The sequence below is a fragment of the Corynebacterium faecale genome (genome assembly GCF_030408735.1).
Taxonomy (GTDB): domain Bacteria; phylum Actinomycetota; class Actinomycetes; order Mycobacteriales; family Mycobacteriaceae; genus Corynebacterium; species Corynebacterium faecale.
This window is the reverse complement of record NZ_CP047204.1, coordinates 2,384,131-2,401,281: the sequence shown is the minus strand read 5'-3', so window position 1 is coordinate 2,401,281 and position 17,151 is coordinate 2,384,131. Positions and strand designations below refer to the sequence as shown.

14 protein-coding genes are annotated in these 17,151 nt (G+C 60.0%); 9 read left to right on the top strand and 5 right to left on the bottom strand.

Going from position 1 to position 17,151, the window contains the following annotated elements; all coding sequences use genetic code 11:
• Window positions 1-57: 57 nt before the first annotated feature.
• Entirely contained in the window at window positions 58-2,163 is a 2,106-nt protein-coding gene (gene nrdE, locus CFAEC_RS10905) for a class 1b ribonucleoside-diphosphate reductase subunit alpha (protein WP_290279889.1), read from the top strand.
• Between the two features lie 62 nt (window positions 2,164-2,225).
• On the opposite strand, the gene CFAEC_RS10900 is transcribed toward nrdE, so the two are convergent.
• Window positions 2,226-2,960, bottom strand: coding sequence for a FadR/GntR family transcriptional regulator (locus tag CFAEC_RS10900; protein ID WP_290276787.1), 735 nt, complete (start codon window positions 2,958-2,960; stop codon window positions 2,226-2,228).
• Window positions 2,961-3,222: 262 nt separating this feature from the next.
• On the bottom strand, window positions 3,223-3,711 hold the full coding sequence (locus CFAEC_RS10895) for a ferritin (protein WP_290276786.1): 489 nt from the start codon (window positions 3,709-3,711) through the stop codon (window positions 3,223-3,225).
• 470 nt (window positions 3,712-4,181) lie between these two features.
• Here CFAEC_RS10895 and nrdF point away from each other — a divergent pair, with 470 nt between their 5' ends.
• The 4 genes from nrdF to CFAEC_RS10875 all read left to right on the top strand — a co-directional run bounded on the left by nrdF (window position 4,182) and on the right by CFAEC_RS10875 (window position 9,789).
• On the top strand, window positions 4,182-5,186 hold the full coding sequence (gene nrdF / locus CFAEC_RS10890; protein ID WP_290276784.1) for a class 1b ribonucleoside-diphosphate reductase subunit beta: 1,005 nt from the start codon (window positions 4,182-4,184) through the stop codon (window positions 5,184-5,186).
• 736 nt (window positions 5,187-5,922) lie between these two features.
• Entirely contained in the window at window positions 5,923-7,665 is a 1,743-nt protein-coding gene (ctaD, locus tag CFAEC_RS10885; RefSeq protein ID WP_290276782.1) for an aa3-type cytochrome oxidase subunit I, read from the top strand.
• 89 nt (window positions 7,666-7,754) lie between these two features.
• Entirely contained in the window at window positions 7,755-9,053 is a 1,299-nt protein-coding gene (gene serB / locus CFAEC_RS10880) for a phosphoserine phosphatase SerB (protein ID WP_290276780.1), read from the top strand.
• Between the two features lie 7 nt (window positions 9,054-9,060).
• On the top strand, window positions 9,061-9,789 hold the full coding sequence (locus CFAEC_RS10875; RefSeq protein WP_290276778.1) for an aminoacyl-tRNA hydrolase: 729 nt from the start codon (window positions 9,061-9,063) through the stop codon (window positions 9,787-9,789).
• A gap of 35 nt (window positions 9,790-9,824) precedes the next feature.
• Here the strand turns inward: CFAEC_RS10875 and CFAEC_RS10870 are convergent, their stop codons facing one another.
• The 3 genes from CFAEC_RS10870 to CFAEC_RS10860 all read right to left on the bottom strand — a co-directional run bounded on the left by CFAEC_RS10870 (window position 9,825) and on the right by CFAEC_RS10860 (window position 14,235).
• On the bottom strand, window positions 9,825-11,825 hold the full coding sequence (locus tag CFAEC_RS10870; RefSeq protein ID WP_290276776.1) for an ATP-dependent DNA helicase: 2,001 nt from the start codon (window positions 11,823-11,825) through the stop codon (window positions 9,825-9,827).
• Between the two features lie 502 nt (window positions 11,826-12,327).
• Window positions 12,328-13,668 (bottom strand): nicotinate phosphoribosyltransferase, encoded by a 1,341-nt coding sequence (locus CFAEC_RS10865; protein ID WP_290276774.1) that lies wholly within the window; start codon window positions 13,666-13,668, stop codon window positions 12,328-12,330.
• A gap of 21 nt (window positions 13,669-13,689) precedes the next feature.
• Entirely contained in the window at window positions 13,690-14,235 is a 546-nt protein-coding gene (locus CFAEC_RS10860; protein WP_290276773.1) for a CAP domain-containing protein, read from the bottom strand.
• Window positions 14,236-14,592: 357 nt separating this feature from the next.
• Here CFAEC_RS10860 and clpS point away from each other — a divergent pair, with 357 nt between their 5' ends.
• The 4 genes from clpS to CFAEC_RS10840 are packed head-to-tail and all read left to right on the top strand — an operon-like array spanning window position 14,593 to window position 17,102.
• The gene (clpS, locus tag CFAEC_RS14330; protein WP_435384285.1) at window positions 14,593-14,853 is read left to right on the top strand and encodes an ATP-dependent Clp protease adapter ClpS; all 261 of its coding nucleotides are present in this window, start codon (window positions 14,593-14,595) and stop codon (window positions 14,851-14,853) included.
• 10 nt (window positions 14,854-14,863) lie between these two features.
• Window positions 14,864-15,406, top strand: a complete 543-nt coding sequence (locus CFAEC_RS10850) for a DUF2017 domain-containing protein (protein ID WP_290276772.1) — start codon at window positions 14,864-14,866, stop codon at window positions 15,404-15,406.
• Window positions 15,407-15,417: 11 nt separating this feature from the next.
• Window positions 15,418-16,353: a P1 family peptidase gene (locus tag CFAEC_RS10845; protein ID WP_290276771.1), complete on the top strand. Its 936-nt coding sequence runs from the start codon at window positions 15,418-15,420 to the stop codon at window positions 16,351-16,353.
• Window positions 16,350-17,102 (top strand): rhomboid family intramembrane serine protease, encoded by a 753-nt coding sequence (locus CFAEC_RS10840; protein ID WP_290276769.1) that lies wholly within the window; start codon window positions 16,350-16,352, stop codon window positions 17,100-17,102. The genes CFAEC_RS10845 and CFAEC_RS10840 overlap by 4 nt, the downstream gene beginning before the upstream one ends.
• Window positions 17,103-17,151 lie beyond the last annotated feature (49 nt).

Below are 17,151 nucleotides of genomic sequence, written 5' to 3'. Positions count from 1 at the left end.
AAAGGGACTATTCCTTTGACTGCAACGGGAACCTCCGTCGTACCACGCGGAGACCAGATGGACTTCCACGCCCTCAACGCACTGCTCAACCTTTATGATGAAGACGGCAAGATCCAGTTCGATAAGGACCGTGAAGCCGCCAACCAGTACTTCCTCCAGCACGTCAATCAGAACACCGTCTTCTTCCACAACCTCCTTGAGAAGCTCGATTACCTGATCGAGAACAACTATTACGAGAAGGAGGTACTGGACAAGTACGACTTCGAGTACATCAAGGAGCTGTTCAAGCGTGCGTACGCTTATAAGTTCCGCTTCCAGTCCTTCCTCGGTGCGTACAAGTACTACACCTCCTACACTCTGAAGACCTTCGACGGCCGCCGTTATCTCGAGCGTTTCGAGGATCGCGTCTGCATGGTCGCCCTCACCCTCGCTGATGGGGACCGTGACACTGCCAACGCACTCGTCGATGAGATCATGACCGGACGTTTCCAGCCGGCGACCCCGACCTTCTTGAACTCCGGCAAGGCACAGCGCGGCGAGCCAGTGTCCTGTTTCCTGCTTCGCATCGAGGACAACATGGAGTCCATCGGACGCGCCATCAACTCCGCACTGCAGCTGTCCAAGCGCGGTGGCGGCGTCGCTCTGCTGCTGTCCAACCTCCGTGAGTCCGGCGCTCCGATCAAGAAGATCGAGAACCAGTCCTCCGGTGTCATCCCAGTGATGAAGCTGCTCGAGGATTCCTTCTCCTACGCCAACCAGCTCGGTGCACGTCAGGGTGCCGGCGCGGTCTACCTCAACGCGCATCACCCGGACATCATGTCCTTCCTGGACACCAAGCGCGAGAACGCTGATGAGAAGATCCGCATCAAGACCCTCTCACTCGGTGTGGTCATCCCGGATATCACCTTCGAGCTGGCCAAGAATAACGATGACATGTACCTGTTCTCCCCGTATGATGTCGAGCGCATCTACGGCAAGCCGTTTGCTGATATCTCCGTCACCGAGCACTACCATGACATGGTCGATGATGACCGTATCCGCAAAACCAAGATCAACGCGCGTCAGTTCTTCCAGACTCTGGCCGAGATCCAGTTCGAGTCCGGTTACCCGTACATCATGTATGAGGACACCGTGAACGAAGCGAACCCGATCGAGGGTCGCATCACCCACTCGAACCTGTGCTCCGAGATCCTGCAGGTATCCACACCCTCCACCTACAACGCCGATCTGTCCTATGACGAGATCGGTGAGGACATCTCCTGCAACCTGGGTTCCCTCAACATCGCCATGGCGATGGACTCCCCGGACTTCTCCCGCACCATCGACACCGCCATCCGTGGTCTGACTGCTGTCTCTGAGCAGACCAGCATCGATTCCGTTCCTTCCATCCGCAAGGGCAATGAAGCCGCCCACGCGATCGGTCTGGGCCAGATGAACCTGCACGGATACCTCGGACGCGAGCACATCTTCTACGGTTCTGAAGAGGGCATCGACTTCACCAACGCCTACTTCGCCGCCGTGCTCTACGAATGCCTCCGGGCATCCAACCGGATCGCCCGTGAGCGGGGTCAGCGATTCTCCAACTTCGAGAACTCTGACTATGCCTCTGGTGAGTACTTCGACCGTTTCGATCCAGCTGAGTTCCTGCCACAGACCGACAAGGTCAAGCAGCTGTTTGCCAACTCCACCATCCACACCCCGACCGCGGAGGAGTGGGCACAGCTCAAGGCTGATGTCATGGAGTATGGACTGTTCAACCGCTACCTGCAGGCGGTCCCACCGACCGGCTCCATCTCCTATATCAACAACTCGACCTCGTCGATCCACCCGATCGCATCCAAGATCGAGATCCGCAAGGAAGGCAAGATCGGCCGCGTCTACTATCCGGCTCCACACCTGGATAATGACAACCTTGAGTACTTCCAGGATGCGTATGAGATCGGTTATGAAAAGACCATCGACACCTACGCCGCGGCAACCAAGTACGTGGATCAGGGGCTCTCTTTGACCCTGTTCTTCAAGGACACGGCGACCACCCGTGACATCAACCGTGCGCAGATCTACGCATGGCGCAAGGGCATCAAGACCCTTTACTACATCCGCCTGCGCCAGGTTGCACTGGAAGGCACCGAGGTGGACGGCTGCGTCAGCTGCATGCTGTAACCACCACACCCCCGGAAGATGAGAGGTTCATCTTCCGGGGGTGTTGTATTTGCTGAAGGAGGTCAGCTCAACGAAGAAAGGGTGTCACGGACCTCGTTGAGGATCTCACGGGAGGCTGCCTCAGCGGCGTCGGCATCGCGCGCGACGATGGCGTCGGCAAGCTTGTCGTGGTTGGCCAGGGCGGTCTCCTCTGGCACATCCGGCTGCAGCCCGTGTGCGGTGCGGCCTTCAAGAACCGCGCTTATCGACGGAATGAGCGCCGCGAACATCTCATTGTGGCAATAACGCAGAATGAGTTCATGGAAGGTGATATCAGCATCCAGGAACTCCTTGGAGGCACCCTTGCCGGAGCGGCCGAGATCGCGCATCTCCGTGGCGAGCTCTTTGAGACGGGTGCGTTCGGTGTCGCTGGCGTGCAGGGCGACGCTGCGCGCGGCGATGGGTTCGATGGCGATACGCAGCTCGGTGAGTGACTGCAGCTGCCGCTCACGCTGTCCCGCATCGTTGAGACGCCAGCGGATGATGGACTTGTCGAAGACAGCCCACTCCTCACGGGGGCGCACGGTGATGCCGATCCGTCGGGAGGAGGATACCAGACCGAGCTGCTCAAGCGCGCGCATCGCTTCACGTGCAACGGTGCGGGAGATACCGAAACGCTCACTGATATCCATCAGTTTGAAGGTGTCGCCTACCGCAACTCTGCCACTGACAATCTCCTGCCCAAGCTCGTCCAGAACAGGCTCCAGCAATGGTTTGGCCGGAGAGCCCGTTGACTTCTTTTCAGGGATTGGGGGCATGATGCCTCCTTGTTCTTCAGGCGGTGTGAACGAGAACGCAGAAGCAGGGGGAAACCCTTAATCCTGCGGAATCTTTAATGTGATTACCATTATTCCTCTTTTCGTCCCAGACTTCGAGGATTTCCCACCATCTATGTTGAAAATCGCAGTTAAATCGACCCAAACAGTGAAAGAACCTCGTATTTACCCCCGGCTTGTGCGTAAATGGGGGGTGGATACGAGGTTCTTTTCAGGGCTGGATGCCACAGTGGTTGGGGGGAGGTTAACGGGATCCCAGTTCGGAATCAATGCGCAGCAGACCGGAACCGGAGTCGCCGGCAATGCGCAGCCTGTCCAGGATCTCTCCGACGGTGGCCTCCTCCTCGACCTGCTCTTCCAGGAACCAGTTGATCAGAGCGCGGGAATCATAGTCCTTCTCCGCATCCTGGATCGCGGCGAGCTCGCGGATCAGTCCGGAGACCTTCTGTTCATGGGCCAGGGAGGCCTCGAAAGCATCCACGGCAGTGGCGATATCCAGCTTCGGTGGCGCCACGTCTCCGATCTGGGGAACATAACCACGGGCGAGAAGGTGCTGGGAGAACTTCTCAGCGTGTTCCAACTCCTCCTCGCTCTGTGCCTTCATCCAGTCACGCATACCGGTGAGGCCCATATCGTCCAGGAGGTAGGAAAGCTGGAGGTACACCAGAGATGCCTCAACCTCTGCGGTGACCTGATTGTTGATTGCGTTTGCGAGTCGTTCGTTGATAGCCATGGCATCGAATCTACACTCACCTCGCACCCTCTGTCAGCAAAGGTTAGCGCACCATAACCAGCATTTTTGCAGTCTTTTCAGGGTGGCTGAATCTGGAACGGGGAGGGCACCGGGAGTCCTGAAGGGGGCCTGGATCACCTTAAAGGCTTTGTCTAAGTGGACAGGTCAACGCAATAATTCAGGCCAATCAATCTGAGTTCAGCGCGACACGCGAACAGGGCACAGAAGTATTGAACCACCGTCCGGCAGCAGGGGTCCGGGGCATTGAACTATATGCAATTGTGATGAAATTAACCGCCCCGCGGTGGGCCACCAGGGTAAGAGTGCGGGCCTCAGGGGTCAGTCCCTCATGTACACGCGGGGGCGAGTAGTCTCGTAGACGTACCGGACTATGCGTGAGGTGGCCATCACCGCCTGCGATTCGGATCCGGTTTTCCACCGTTCTTGTATAGAGAGGAACAGGGCGAACCATGGCTGTTGACGCTGACCTGAGCACCCACGAGGCGTACCTCGAGAACCATCCGAAGCCAGTTGTGGCGATCAACTGGAACTCCATCCCTGATGACAAGGACTTGGAAGTCTGGGATCGACTCACAGGCAACTTCTGGCTCCCTGAAAAGATACCAGTGTCCAACGACATCAAGAGCTGGGGAACCCTCACCGACCTGGAGAAGCGCGCCACCATGCGTGTGTTCACGGGTCTGACTCTGCTGGACACCATCCAGGGAACCGTTGGTGCCGTCTCCCTCCTGCCGGATGCGGAGTCCCTCCACGAAGAGGCTGTCCTCACCAACATCGCCTTCATGGAGTCTGTCCACGCGAAGTCCTACTCCAATATCTTCATGACCCTGGCCTCCACCCCGGAAATCAATGATGCCTTCCGCTGGTCTGAGGAAAATGAGGCTCTGCAGCGCAAGGCCAAGATCATCCTCGCCTACTACGAGGGCGATGATCCGCTCAAGCGCAAGGTCGCGTCCGTCATCCTCGAGTCCTTCCTCTTCTACTCCGGTTTCTACCTGCCCATGTACTGGTCCAGCCATGCCAAGCTGACCAACACCGCGGATGTCATCCGTCTCATCATCCGTGATGAGGCTGTCCATGGTTATTACATCGGCTACAAGTATCAGAAGGCCGTGGCCAAGGAATCCCCGGAGCGCCAGGAGGAGCTGAAGGAGTACACCTTCGATCTGCTCTATGATCTCTATGACAATGAGACCCAGTACTCCGAGGATCTCTACGATGATCTCGGATGGACTGAGGACGTCAAGCGTTTCCTGCGGTACAACGCCAACAAAGCCCTGAACAACCTGGGCTATGAAGGACTGTTCCCGGCGGATGAGACCAAGGTGTCGCCGGCCATTCTCTCCGCCCTGTCACCGAATGCCGATGAGAACCATGATTTCTTCTCGGGATCAGGTTCCTCCTATGTCATCGGGAAGGCCGAGAACACCGAGGACGATGACTGGGATTTCTAAACCAGTCGGATCGTAGGGGCTTGTCGCCGGAAGCGTGACAGTAGTAATCCAGTGTGATCATTGAAAGGGCCGCATGTCGTGAGGGGCATGCGGCCCTTTTAGTGTTCCACTGCCACCTATATATAAGGAATCACAACATTAAGCTGAGTTGTACGCCACGATGCACGCCTGGTTATGCAGAGCGAGACGGTGTGATCTTCTGGAACCCTTGTCACGTTATGCATATGGGGCGGCAGTCGTGAGCAAAACTTGTCATTCATCGGGGCCTGCCGGAAAACCGATGAGAATCCGCAGTTGGCACTTGTCTGAACGATCCCGGGCCGCAATACGAATGACAAGTTTTCCGCTCATCATGCAAGAGTTTTTCAATCCTCCGACCCTGAATCTGCCAGCTCGGGGACCGTGTCAACCTTTAGGTTGAGCCCACACGGGGGGTGGTATTCCGGCCCCGATGGGGGAGTGGGGGAGGGGTGCGTCATGCAGGTGAAATGGCCCTGGGATGTGAACCCCCTCACAAGTTTGAATGAAACCGCGGGGGAAACGTCGACCGGTCGGCGAGGGGGAGGTCAATCAATGTAGTTAAAACATTTTTTCTGGGCCCTCCAAGGGGTTACAGTTAGCTGCATACCGGCCATTTTGGGCTGGCATCGGATCCTGCCTGTCACCTAGGATAAGGCAGTGTTGTTAAAGGACGATCGGTAATCCGAATGGATCGTCCCGTAGTCAGGAGGAACCTATGACCGCTGTGGCGCCTAGGGTCGACGGGCACGTCGCCCCGCAGAGGCCCGAGCCGACAGGCCATGCACGCAAGGGTAGTAAAGCGTGGATGATGATGACCACCACCGACCACAAGCAGCTGGGCATCATGTATATCATCATGTCCTTCAGCTTCTTCTTCCTCGGTGGCCTGATGGCCCTGCTTATCCGAGCAGAGCTTTTCACCCCGGGTCTTCAGTTCCTGTCGAATGAGCAGTTCAACCAGCTGTTCACCATGCATGGAACTGTCATGCTGCTGCTCTACGGAACCCCGATCGTCTGGGGCTTCGCCAACTACGTCCTGCCGCTCCAGATCGGTGCGCCTGACGTTGCTTTCCCACGCCTGAACGCCTTCGGCTTCTGGATCACCACCGTCGGTGGTATCGCGATGCTGAGTGGCTTCCTGACCCCGGGTGGTGCTGCCGACTTCGGTTGGACCATGTACTCCCCACTTTCTGACTCCATCCACTCCCCGGGCCTCGGCTCTGACATGTGGATCGTCGGCGTCGGTGCGACCGGTATCGGTACCGTCGCCTCCGCCATCAACATGCTCACCACCATCCTCTGCCTCCGCGCACCTGGTATGACCATGTTCCGTATGCCGATCTTCACCTGGAACATCTTCGTTGTTTCCGTTCTGGCTCTGCTGATCTTCCCACTGCTGCTCGCTGCTGCTCTGGGTGTTCTCTACGACCGCAAGCTCGGCGGCCACATCTACGATCCAGCCAACGGCGGCTCCATCCTCTGGCAGCACCTGTTCTGGTTCTTCGGCCACCCTGAGGTGTATGTCCTCGCGCTGCCGTTCTTCGGCATCGTCTCGGAGATCATCCCGGTGTTCTCCCGTAAGCCAATGTTCGGCTACGTCGGCCTGGTCTTCGCGACCCTGTCCATCGGCGCCCTGTCCATGGCTGTGTGGGCTCACCACATGTTCGTCACCGGTGCGGTTCTCCTTCCGTTCTTCTCCTTCATGACGTTCCTCATCTCGGTTCCGACCGGCGTGAAGTTCTTCAACTGGGTTGGAACCATGTGGAAGGGCCATATCACCTGGGAGACCCCGATGATCTGGTCCGTGGGCTTCATGTCCACCTTCCTCTTCGGTGGTCTGACCGGCATCATGCTGGCAGCCCCACCACTGGACTTCCACCTGTCTGACTCCTACTTCCTGATCGCGCACTTCCACTACACCCTCTTCGGTACCGTGGTGTTCGCATCCTGTGCAGGCGTCTACTTCTGGTTCCCGAAGATGACCGGCCGCATGCTCGACGAGCGTCTTGGCAAGATCCACTTCTGGCTGACCTTCGTCGGTTTCCACGGCACCTTCCTCATCCAGCACTGGGTGGGCAACATGGGTATGCCACGTCGTTACGCTGACTACCTGGACTCCGATGGATTCACCATCTTCAACCAGATCTCCACGATCTTCTCCTTCCTGCTCGGACTCTCCGTCATTCCATTCGTCTGGAACGTCTTCAAGTCCTGGCGCTACGGTGAGCTTGTTACCGTGGATGATCCATGGGGTTACGGCAACTCCCTGGAGTGGGCTACCTCCTGCCCTCCTCCACGCCACAACTTCACCTCCCTGCCTCGCATCCGCTCCGAGCGCCCTGCGTTCGAGCTGCACTACCCGCACATGATCGAGCGCATGCGCCTTGAGGCCCATGTCGGCGAGCATGACCTGCGTGCAGAAACCACCCAGACTCCTTCGCCAAGCGAAGTACGTTAAGGGCTGAATCAAGTCCCCTCCGACTGCAATGACCCCGGTAGATTCTCTGCCGGGGTCAATGTCGTTTCCTCCCCCTGAACTATGAAAGAATGACTGTCGTGACTGAACTTTCCCAGATCGACAACGATATCTCCTCCACCGGGCAGCAGGTTGCCCTGCGGGAGGGATACCACCCCGCAGTGATCACCCTCAGTGGCAAGGACCGCCCCGGCGTAACCGCCGCGTTCTTCCGCGTGTTGTCAGCGAACCAGGTCCAGGTGCTCGATGTTGAGCAGTCCATTTTCCGAGGATTCCTCAGCCTGGCGGCCTTCGTGGGGATCGCCCCCGGCCGTGTGGAAACGGTTACTGACGGACTGCAGGACACTCTCAAGGTGCATGGTCAGACAGTGGTGATGGAGCTGCAGGACACCGTCATGTCCTCGCGCCCGCGTTCTTCCCACGTGGTGGTGGTCCTGGGTGATCCGGTGGATGCCATCGACCTGTCCCGCATCGGTCAGACGCTCGCTGATTATGATGCCAATATTGATACCATCCGCGGAATCTCGAATTACCCGGTCACCGGTCTCGAGCTCAAGGTGACCGTCCCGGACACCAGCCCCGGTGGCGCGCAGAAAATCCGTAAGGCACTCGCAGCTCTGACCACGGAACTGAACGTGGATATTGCCATTGAGCGTTCCGGCCTGCTGCGTCGTTCCAAGCGCCTGGTCTGCTTCGACTGTGATTCCACCCTCATCACCGGTGAAGTCATTGAGATGCTTGCCGCGCATGCCGGCAAGGAAGCTGAGGTCGCGGAGGTGACCGAGCGTGCCATGCGCGGTGAGCTGGACTTTGAGGAGTCCCTCCGTGAGCGCGTGAAGGCATTGGCGGGTCTGGACGCCTCCGTCATCGATGAGGTGGCCAAGGACATCGTCCTGACCCCGGGCGCCCGCACCACCATCCGCACTCTCAAGCGTCTCGGTTATAAGACCGCCGTGGTTTCCGGTGGTTTCAATCAGGTGCTGGAGGACCTCGCTGAGGAACTGGATCTGGATTATGTCCGGGCCAACACCCTGGAGATCATTGATGGCAAGCTCACCGGACGTGTCATCGGGGAGATCGTGGATCGTGCGGCCAAGGCCACGCTGTTACGTGAGTTCGCAGACGATTCCGGCCTGAAGATGTATCAGACCGTCGCCGTCGGCGATGGTGCCAATGACATCGACATGCTCTCCGCTGCGGGCCTCGGCATCGCTTTCAACGCCAAGCCGGCTCTCAAGGAGATCGCCGATACCTCCGTGAACCACCCGTTCCTGGATGAGGTCCTCCACATCCTGGGCATCTCCCGCGATGAGATCGACCTCGCTGATCTCGAGGACGGCAGCTACCACCGCGTGCCACTGGAGCACTAAAAAACAGATGCTTGACGACGCCCCTCTGGTCACCGCCCACGCGCTCCTCGCGGCACGGGTTTCCGATGGCCCACACTCTGAGGACCCCTCTGATCCGGGAACGGTTCAGGCCATGCAGATCGTGCTCCACATCCCGAAGTCGGATCCGCCGCGGAGGACGGATGTGTTGGAGGCGGCTGCTCGGAGCGTCGTCAAGCTTTGTCTTGATGAGAGGGTGACCACTGATCCCGGGTTCCGCGCCGCGCTGGAGCGGTGGTATGACCACCTGATCAGGAAGGTTGCGCGCAGGGCGCGTAACTCAGCCTGGGACCGCGTGCAGGAGCTGGCAGGTGTGACGGTGACTGATGATTCGGCGCAGGTGCGGGCGTTTCTGCCCAGCGCGGTCAGCGAGGTTCCGGAGAATATCCGGAAGCTGCAGATCTCCGGAACGGAACTGCCGCTGGATGATCCGAAGCCCATCCGGGATGATTTCCCCATCATCTATATTGATGCCTCCCTGGAGATGACTCTGGGGAAGGCTGCTGCTCAGGTCGGGCATGCTTCCATGCTGCTGGCGGCGCATCAGCCGATTGCGTGGGTGCGGCAATGGGCGGCTGCAGATTTCAGGCTGCATGTCCGGGAGGTTCCGCCGGAGGAGTTCGCGGATAGGGTCGCTGCCCCGGGTGCGGTGCCGGTTCGGGATGCCGGATTCACCGAAGTGGCACCCAATTCAGTGACGGTCGTGGCCGTGGTCTGAGATTGTGCGTGAGTGGCGGGTACTGACCAGCGGGTTTAACCGGCGACCAGCCTCTTCAAGGCCTCTCGCACCGTGGCGCCGTTGGTGGTTTCCCAGAACCGGGGCATGGAGGAACGCAGGAAACCGCCATATCTTTTGGTGACCAGGCGGGAATCCAACACCGCCACCACACCACGGTCAGTGACATGCCGGAGCAACCGGCCGGCACCCTGCGCCATCAGCAACGCCGCATGCGTGGCGGCCACCTCCATGAACCCATTGCGTCCCTCGGCATCGGCGGCTTCCTTCCTCGCCTGGAGGAGGGGGTCATCTGGGCGGGGGAAGGGAATGCGATCGATCAACACCAGGGACAGGGACTTCCCTGGAACATCCACACCCTGCCACAGCGTCAGGGTGCCGAAGAGACAGATGTTCTCGGATTCGGCGAATTTCTTCACCAGGGCACCGGTGTTGTCATCACCTTGGCACAGCACATCAAAAGGCAGGCGCAACCGCATCGCCTCGGTCGCCTGAACCGCAGCACGCTTGGATGAGAACAGACCCAGGGTTCTGCCCCCGGCCGCCATGATGAGCTCATAGATCTCATCGAGGGTCTCCTGCGGTAATCCATCCCTCCCCGGATCAGGAAGATGACGGGCGGTATAGAGAATCCCTGACTTAGCCGGATCAAACGGGGTACCCGCATCCAGGGAATCCCAGGTGCCCTTCGGCAGCCCCCAACTGTTGGCCATGGCGTTGAAATTGCCGCCAATGGTCAGCGTCGCACTGGCCAGGATCACGGTGTTGTCGGTGAAGAGTTTCTGGTGGAGCAACCCCGCCACGGACAGGGGAGCCACGTTGAGGGAGTCACCCCGGCGGTCATCCTGGTTGTGCCAGACCACGTCATGCTGTTTGGCCGCATCTTCTTCCTCGAAGACCTCGAGGATACGCACGATGGAATCATGGATCTCCTGCAGGTGATTGGCCAGGTTCTGTCGTTCGGCGTTGCGCTCGGGATCGTTGGCGGCCTCACCCTCCGGCGAGGCGGCAATCTGCTGACGCAGCGTCCACAGGGCATCACGCAGCGCCCCGAGCGTGCCCTTGGAGCCTTCATCCATGTCACGCCACCTGCCGGGCTGCATGGTCTGCAGCATCAGCTCCAGGTCACCGGCCAGTTCGGTGACCTTATCCTCGCGCCCATTGGAATCAAGTTTCCCCGCGCGGCGGGCAGCCAGGTTGAGCGAATTGACGGTGATTTCCGCTGAGGCGACAGCCGTGATGCGGCCATCGAGTTCGTGGGCCTCATCGATCACCACCACATCATGTTCGGGCAGGACATTGGCATCAGAGAGCGCATCAATGGCCAGGAGCGCATGATTGGTGACCACAACGTCGGATTCCTTCGCCGTGGCACGGGCGATCTCCGCGAAGCATTCCTCACCATGTGGGCAGCGGGATGCCCCGATGCATTCGCGGGAGGTCACACTAACCTGTTTCCACGCCAGGTCGGGGACACCGGGATCAAGATCATCCCGGTCGCCTGTCTCTGTCTCGTTAGCCCAGTCGTGCAGTCGCACGATGTGTTTGCCCAGCCAGGAGACATCCTCCTCACCCATGAGGGTGTCCTCCGGCTCCGGTTCGCGGGCGATCTTATTCATGCACAGGTAGTTGGAGCGACCCTTCATGATGGCGAAGGTGGGGCGACGCTCCAGCAGCGGCTCCAATGTGTCCGCGAGACGCGGGAGGTCACGGTTGACCAACTGCCGCTGTAGCGCGATCGTGGCGGTGGAGACGATCACCGTGGAGTCCGTGGTCTGGGCATGCCGGATGGACGGCACCAGATAGGCCAGGGATTTACCCGTACCGGTGCCCGCCTGCACCGCTAGATGGCGCTTGTTGTCGAAAGCCTTGGTGACGGCCTCCGCCATGGCTTCCTGACCTGCGCGCCGGGCGCCACCGAGAGCTTCGACGGCGGCGGTGAGCAGCTCCCCGGTGGAGGCGTTCAGGGGCTCTTCCGTGGCGGACTGCTGGGTGGTGGTGGAATCGGCGTCAGACATCCGTCTCAGTGTATCGGCCTCCGGTCAGGGGACGAAAAGCCCCGATTAAGAAGAGCACACCAGGTGCGGAACCCCATGTCACTGCGGGGTGATGCCGAAGGCCCATGCCCTTGCAGAAAAGAAGTTGACGGCGGGTTGTGCCAGGCGAGGAATGACACGTGGGAGTCAGCGGGGCGCGGGTGGTTGCGGTGGTCAGCGCAGCGGTGAGTTGGGCACCCAGACTTCCACCAACCTGCACCCGGATGCGCGCCCCCAGGCCGGGGACATCCCTGTGCCTTATGTCTCGTTCGGGGATTCCTTCGCCGCCAATCCCCAGATCCCCCTGCAACTCACCGGCCTGCTCAACCACGGGTGCGTGCGCAGCAACGAGGGGTATCCGGAGCGGGTGGACATGGGTGGTCCGGATGGCCTGGGTGATGGGGTTACCCCGAGATCGGTGGTGGCAGGGGAGGGGTGTGCGTTATTAATCTCAACGGTGGAGTCAACGGCAGGTTGTAGAGGATTAAGCCCCGTCAGGAAAACCCACGAAGCGGGTGTGCAGGACAGGCTCATCGCGGGAGAGCGCCAGGCCCTCCCATGGAAGGGACACCAGCTGTTTGGCCAGATACGTGCGGGATTCCTCCAGGGTGGGCAGTCCGTCCAGGACTTCACCGTCACGCATCAGGGGGATATCCAGTTCCAGGGTGCCCAGCTTGCCGGTGTCCGGCTTCTCTGCGTGATAGGGGTAGACGATCTCCTCGATCGCGGTGCCGGTGGAACGGTGGGTGCGGACCGCCTTCTTGGCTCCACCGTTGCTGGCCTTGTTGCGGGATCGTTTAGCCACCGGGTGGCCGTCCACCTCGACGATCTTGTACACCAGGCCCGCAGTGGGCGCACCAGATCCTGTGACCACGGAGGTGCCCACGCCGAAGACATCCACGGGTTCACCACGCAGGCCGGCGATGGTGAATTCATCCAGGTCGGAGGAGACCACGATTTTGGTGTTGTGGGCGCCGAGATCATCCAGCTGCTTGCGGACCTTCCGGGCCAGCACCCCCAGATCGCCGGAGTCCAGGCGAACCCCGCCCAGGTCAGGGCCGGCCACCTCGATGGCGGTCTCTACACCGTGGGTGATGTCGTAGGTATCAACCAGCAGCACGGTGTCCACACCCAGTTCATCAATCTGGGCGCGGAAGGCGGCGGCTTCATTGGGGGTGCCATCCTCGTTGATGTGCAACAGGGTCCAGGCGTGGGCGGACGTGCCGGAGGCCGGGATGCCATAACGGAAGGAGGCCTCGAGGTTGGAGGTGGCGGAGAATCCAGCGAGGTAGGAGGCGCGGGAGGCGGTCACCGCTGCGTACTCATGGGTACGGCGGGAACCCATCTCGATGATGGCGCGACCATCGGCGGCGGTCACCATGCGGGCTGCCGCGGAAGCCACTGCTGAGTCAGCGTTCATGATGGACAGGATCACTGTCTCCAGCACCACGCATTCAGCGAAGGTACCGCGCACGGTCAGCAACGGGGAGTTGGGGAAGTAGAGCTCGCCCTCCCGGTATCCGTCGATCTGGCCGGTGAACCTGTAATTAGAGAGGAACTCAAGGGTGCGCTCATCCAGGAAATCCAGGTCCGCGAGCTGCTCCTTGGTGAACACGAAGTCCTGGACGGCACGGAGAACCCGGGCGGTACCCGCCACCACACCATAACGGCGTTCATTGGGCAGCCGCCTGCTGAACACCTCGAAGGCAACCTGACGGTGTGCGGAACCATCGGCCAGCGCCGCCTGGAGCATGGTGAGCTCATATTTATCGGTCAACAGGGCCGTTGACCTCTGTGGGGGGATGGAGGATGCAGTGGGATTCATCCTTATGATCCTACGTAAAACCTAGCGCTGCATGAACTGCACCACAGCATAGGTCTGGCCGTTAGCCTCTGCGATGCCGACTCCGAAGGATTCATTATCCTCATGCATCAGGACTTCGTAGTTGGGGTAGTCCTCCATCCACATTGTGAGGAACCCATCCACGCTGGCGATATCAGTGCTCTGGCGTGCCTGTAGCATCACGATCTGACTTTCAGCTGCGGTGGCCGTGCCAAGCCGTCCCCCTGTGGCGTTGTCCGTTGCCTTCTCCTGTGCGCTGGCGTGGAGTTCCAGATTAAAGCTGGCGGGCACGATGCGGTGATAGTTGATGGCTCTGACCAGATCTGTGCGCATCTGTTCATTGACCACCGGCACCACGATCGGGGGCTCATCAGGGCCGGCATCATCCGAATCATCCAGACCGGTGAGCACTGTGGCGACCGTGATGATGAGCGTGAGAACCACGGACAATACCGGAACAAGGCGACTCAGCGTCTCCACAGGGTTGCCATTGGCAAGCCCCATTTTCCGGACAATCGCAGTGATTTCGGTGTTGAGGTCCCGCATCATGTCGTATCCTTCCACCGTAGGGATCCGACAAATCATCGAATCATCCGTATCACGATAACAGAGCAGGCACCTCACTGCCAGCAGCTCCAACAGCGGGAAAGTGATCAAACCTGCAGGTAAAAGGCCTGCTACCCAGGGAGGTTCAGGTAAAAAGTCGGTCCACCCTGCACCGTGTCCGGGTAGTTGACTAGGCTGAACTGCATGAATGGCCTTCCTCACTTCCACCGTCGCGGGACTGCTGACACAGCTGGGCAGTCATCGGTGTCCACGTGCCCAGATGCGGAGGTGTCGTCCTCCCCGGAGAATCAGCCGGTGTTGTCATCACCGTCTGCACCTGCCGCCCCTCCCGAGGTGGAGATGGATGTGCACACGGTCTCCAGTGAGAACCTGCCCTGGATGTGCATCGTGTGGGATGACCCGGTGAACCTGATGAGTTATGTGACCTACGTGTTTCAGACGACACTGGGCTACAGCCGGAAGCGGGCCACCGAGTTGATGATGCAGGTGCACACAGAAGGCAAGGCCGTGGTCAGCTCCGGCGAGAAAGACAAGGTGGAAGCTGACGTGAAGAAATTACACATTGCAGGCCTGTGGGCGACGATGCAGCAGGGCGGGTAGGGGTCTAACTATGCAGGCATGGAAGAAGCGGAAGGTCCTCATGAGGGCCGTCAGATACACCTGTGTTTTCGAACCGATGGAACGGGAGGTGCTGGGTAATCTCTCCGCGGTGGTGTCGGAGGCGCTGATCCAGCGTGCACAGGCCGCCCCGAAGGATCCCCTGGCGGAGATGACCGGAATCCCGAGTGGACATAAGGCCGCCCCCGAGGACCCGGCTCTGGCCCGGCTGCTCCCTGATTTCGAAATGGAGGGCGATGAGGAATACGACGGCGATAATTCCCTGTTGCGGTCCTTCCATGAAAATGACATCACCCGGGCCAAGATCAGCAACCTGCAGGCGATCAACCAGGCCCTCGGCCCTGATGGCAATGTGGCGGTCAGCGTGAATGAAGAGGAGGCCCAGGCATGGATCGCGGGCCTCAATGACATCCGCCTCTATCTCGCCTCTGGTGATCTCCGCGGCGGTGAAGCAGCTGAAGAGGACCGGGAGAATCTGGTCCAGTGGTTGGCCTATGCCCAGGAATCCCTGCTGGAAGCGATGATGGGCTCTTAACGGTGACGGGCATGCTTTGCGACGTCCCCGGCATCCACCTCGGCCACGTTTCCCTGGGGGATAGCGGTGTGAGCGTGGTGCTGGCACCCGCCGGTGCCTACGCCGGTGTGGATGTCCGCGGCGGCGGACCGGGCACCAGGGAGACAGACCTCCTGGAACCCCACAACTCCGTCCAGCAGATCCATGCGGTCACCCTGAGTGGCGGTTCCGCCTATGGGCTCGCCGCCGCTGACGGCGTCATGCAGGCCCTGGAGGAACGCGGGATTGGATTCCCGGTGCTGGGACCGGACCGAGAGGGGCCGATCGTGCCCATCGTCCCCGCCGCTGTCATCTTTGATCTTCTGGTGGGTGATCCCGCCAACCGCCCCACCCGCGACCACGGTTATGAGGCCGTGCAGAACGCACTTAAAGGACAAGACAGAGATATATCCGGCAGCATCGGTGCAGGCAGCGGAGCCACCGCCGGCCGACTACGCGGTGGATTCGGCCAGGCATCGGTGGAGATCGACGGGTTTGTGGTGGCCGCCGCTGTAGTGGCCAACCCGGTCGGTGAGGTGGTTGATGCCACCACCGGCCACCTTTATGGCGCGCCGGGAAGTGACCGGGTGAGCGTCGACAAGCTTGTTTTCCTGCCGCACCCCGCAGGGGAGTTGAACACCACCATCGGGGTGATCGCCACCGATGCGCCGATCACCAAGGCGCAGGCCAAACGGTTGGCCATGACCGGCCATGACGGCCTGGCGCGTGCTGTGCGGCCTGCACATTCCCCCATGGACGGGGACACTCTGTTCGCCCTGTCCACCGGCGATGGAACGGGCGTGGACACCGTACTTCTGGCATCCTTGAGCGCAGCGGCCGCTGATTGCGTGCAGGATGCCATCGTTGATGCCATCACCTCCGCCAGCCCGGGCCTCGGGCTGACAACCTACCGAGAACTGATCCCATGAGTTACAACAACTTCGGAAATTCCCCGTACAACAACACAGGATTCGGATCAACACCCGGCTTCACACCCAACACGGGTGGTGCCATGAAACCATGGCAGCGTCGCACCCCGCAGATGGGGCAGCAGCTGAAAGACCGGTCCTATACCAAGACCGGCCTGTTGTTCGCCCTCGGTTTCGTGGCGGTGATCTGGGCGGTGCATATCATCACCATCCTCACCGGAGGGTGGCTGAATTATTTCGGCATCCACCCCCTGGATACCAGCGCACTGTGGCACATCTTCACCTCCCCGCTGCTGCACTCCAACTTTGAACACCTGATCAGCAACACCGTGCCCGGTGCCATCTTCTGTTTCATCATCGGGCTGAGCGGAAAACGGGTGTTCTGGGAGGTCACGCTGATCGTAGTCATCCTCGGCGGCATCGGTACCTGGCTGTTTGGTGGTGTGGGCACTAACCACATCGGGGCCTCAGGGCTCATCTACGGCTGGCTCGGATACCTGATCGTGCGTGGCCTGTTCAACCGTGATTTCAAACAGTTCCTTGTGGGGCTGGCGCTGGCCTTCATCTACTCAGGACTGTTCTGGGGTCTCCTGCCCATTCAACCGGGCGTGTCCTGGCAGGCGCACCTCTTCGGAGGAGTCGGTGGCGTGGCCGCAGGTGCGTTCATCGCTTCCGATGATCCCAAGGCGTTGAAGGCGAAGAAGGAGCAGAAGAGACTTGAGCGCCGGGCCCGCCGTCAGGGGTCCTGATATACCGCTGCCATAATCCCAGCCGCCAATCGGTGGGCGAAGGGTAGCA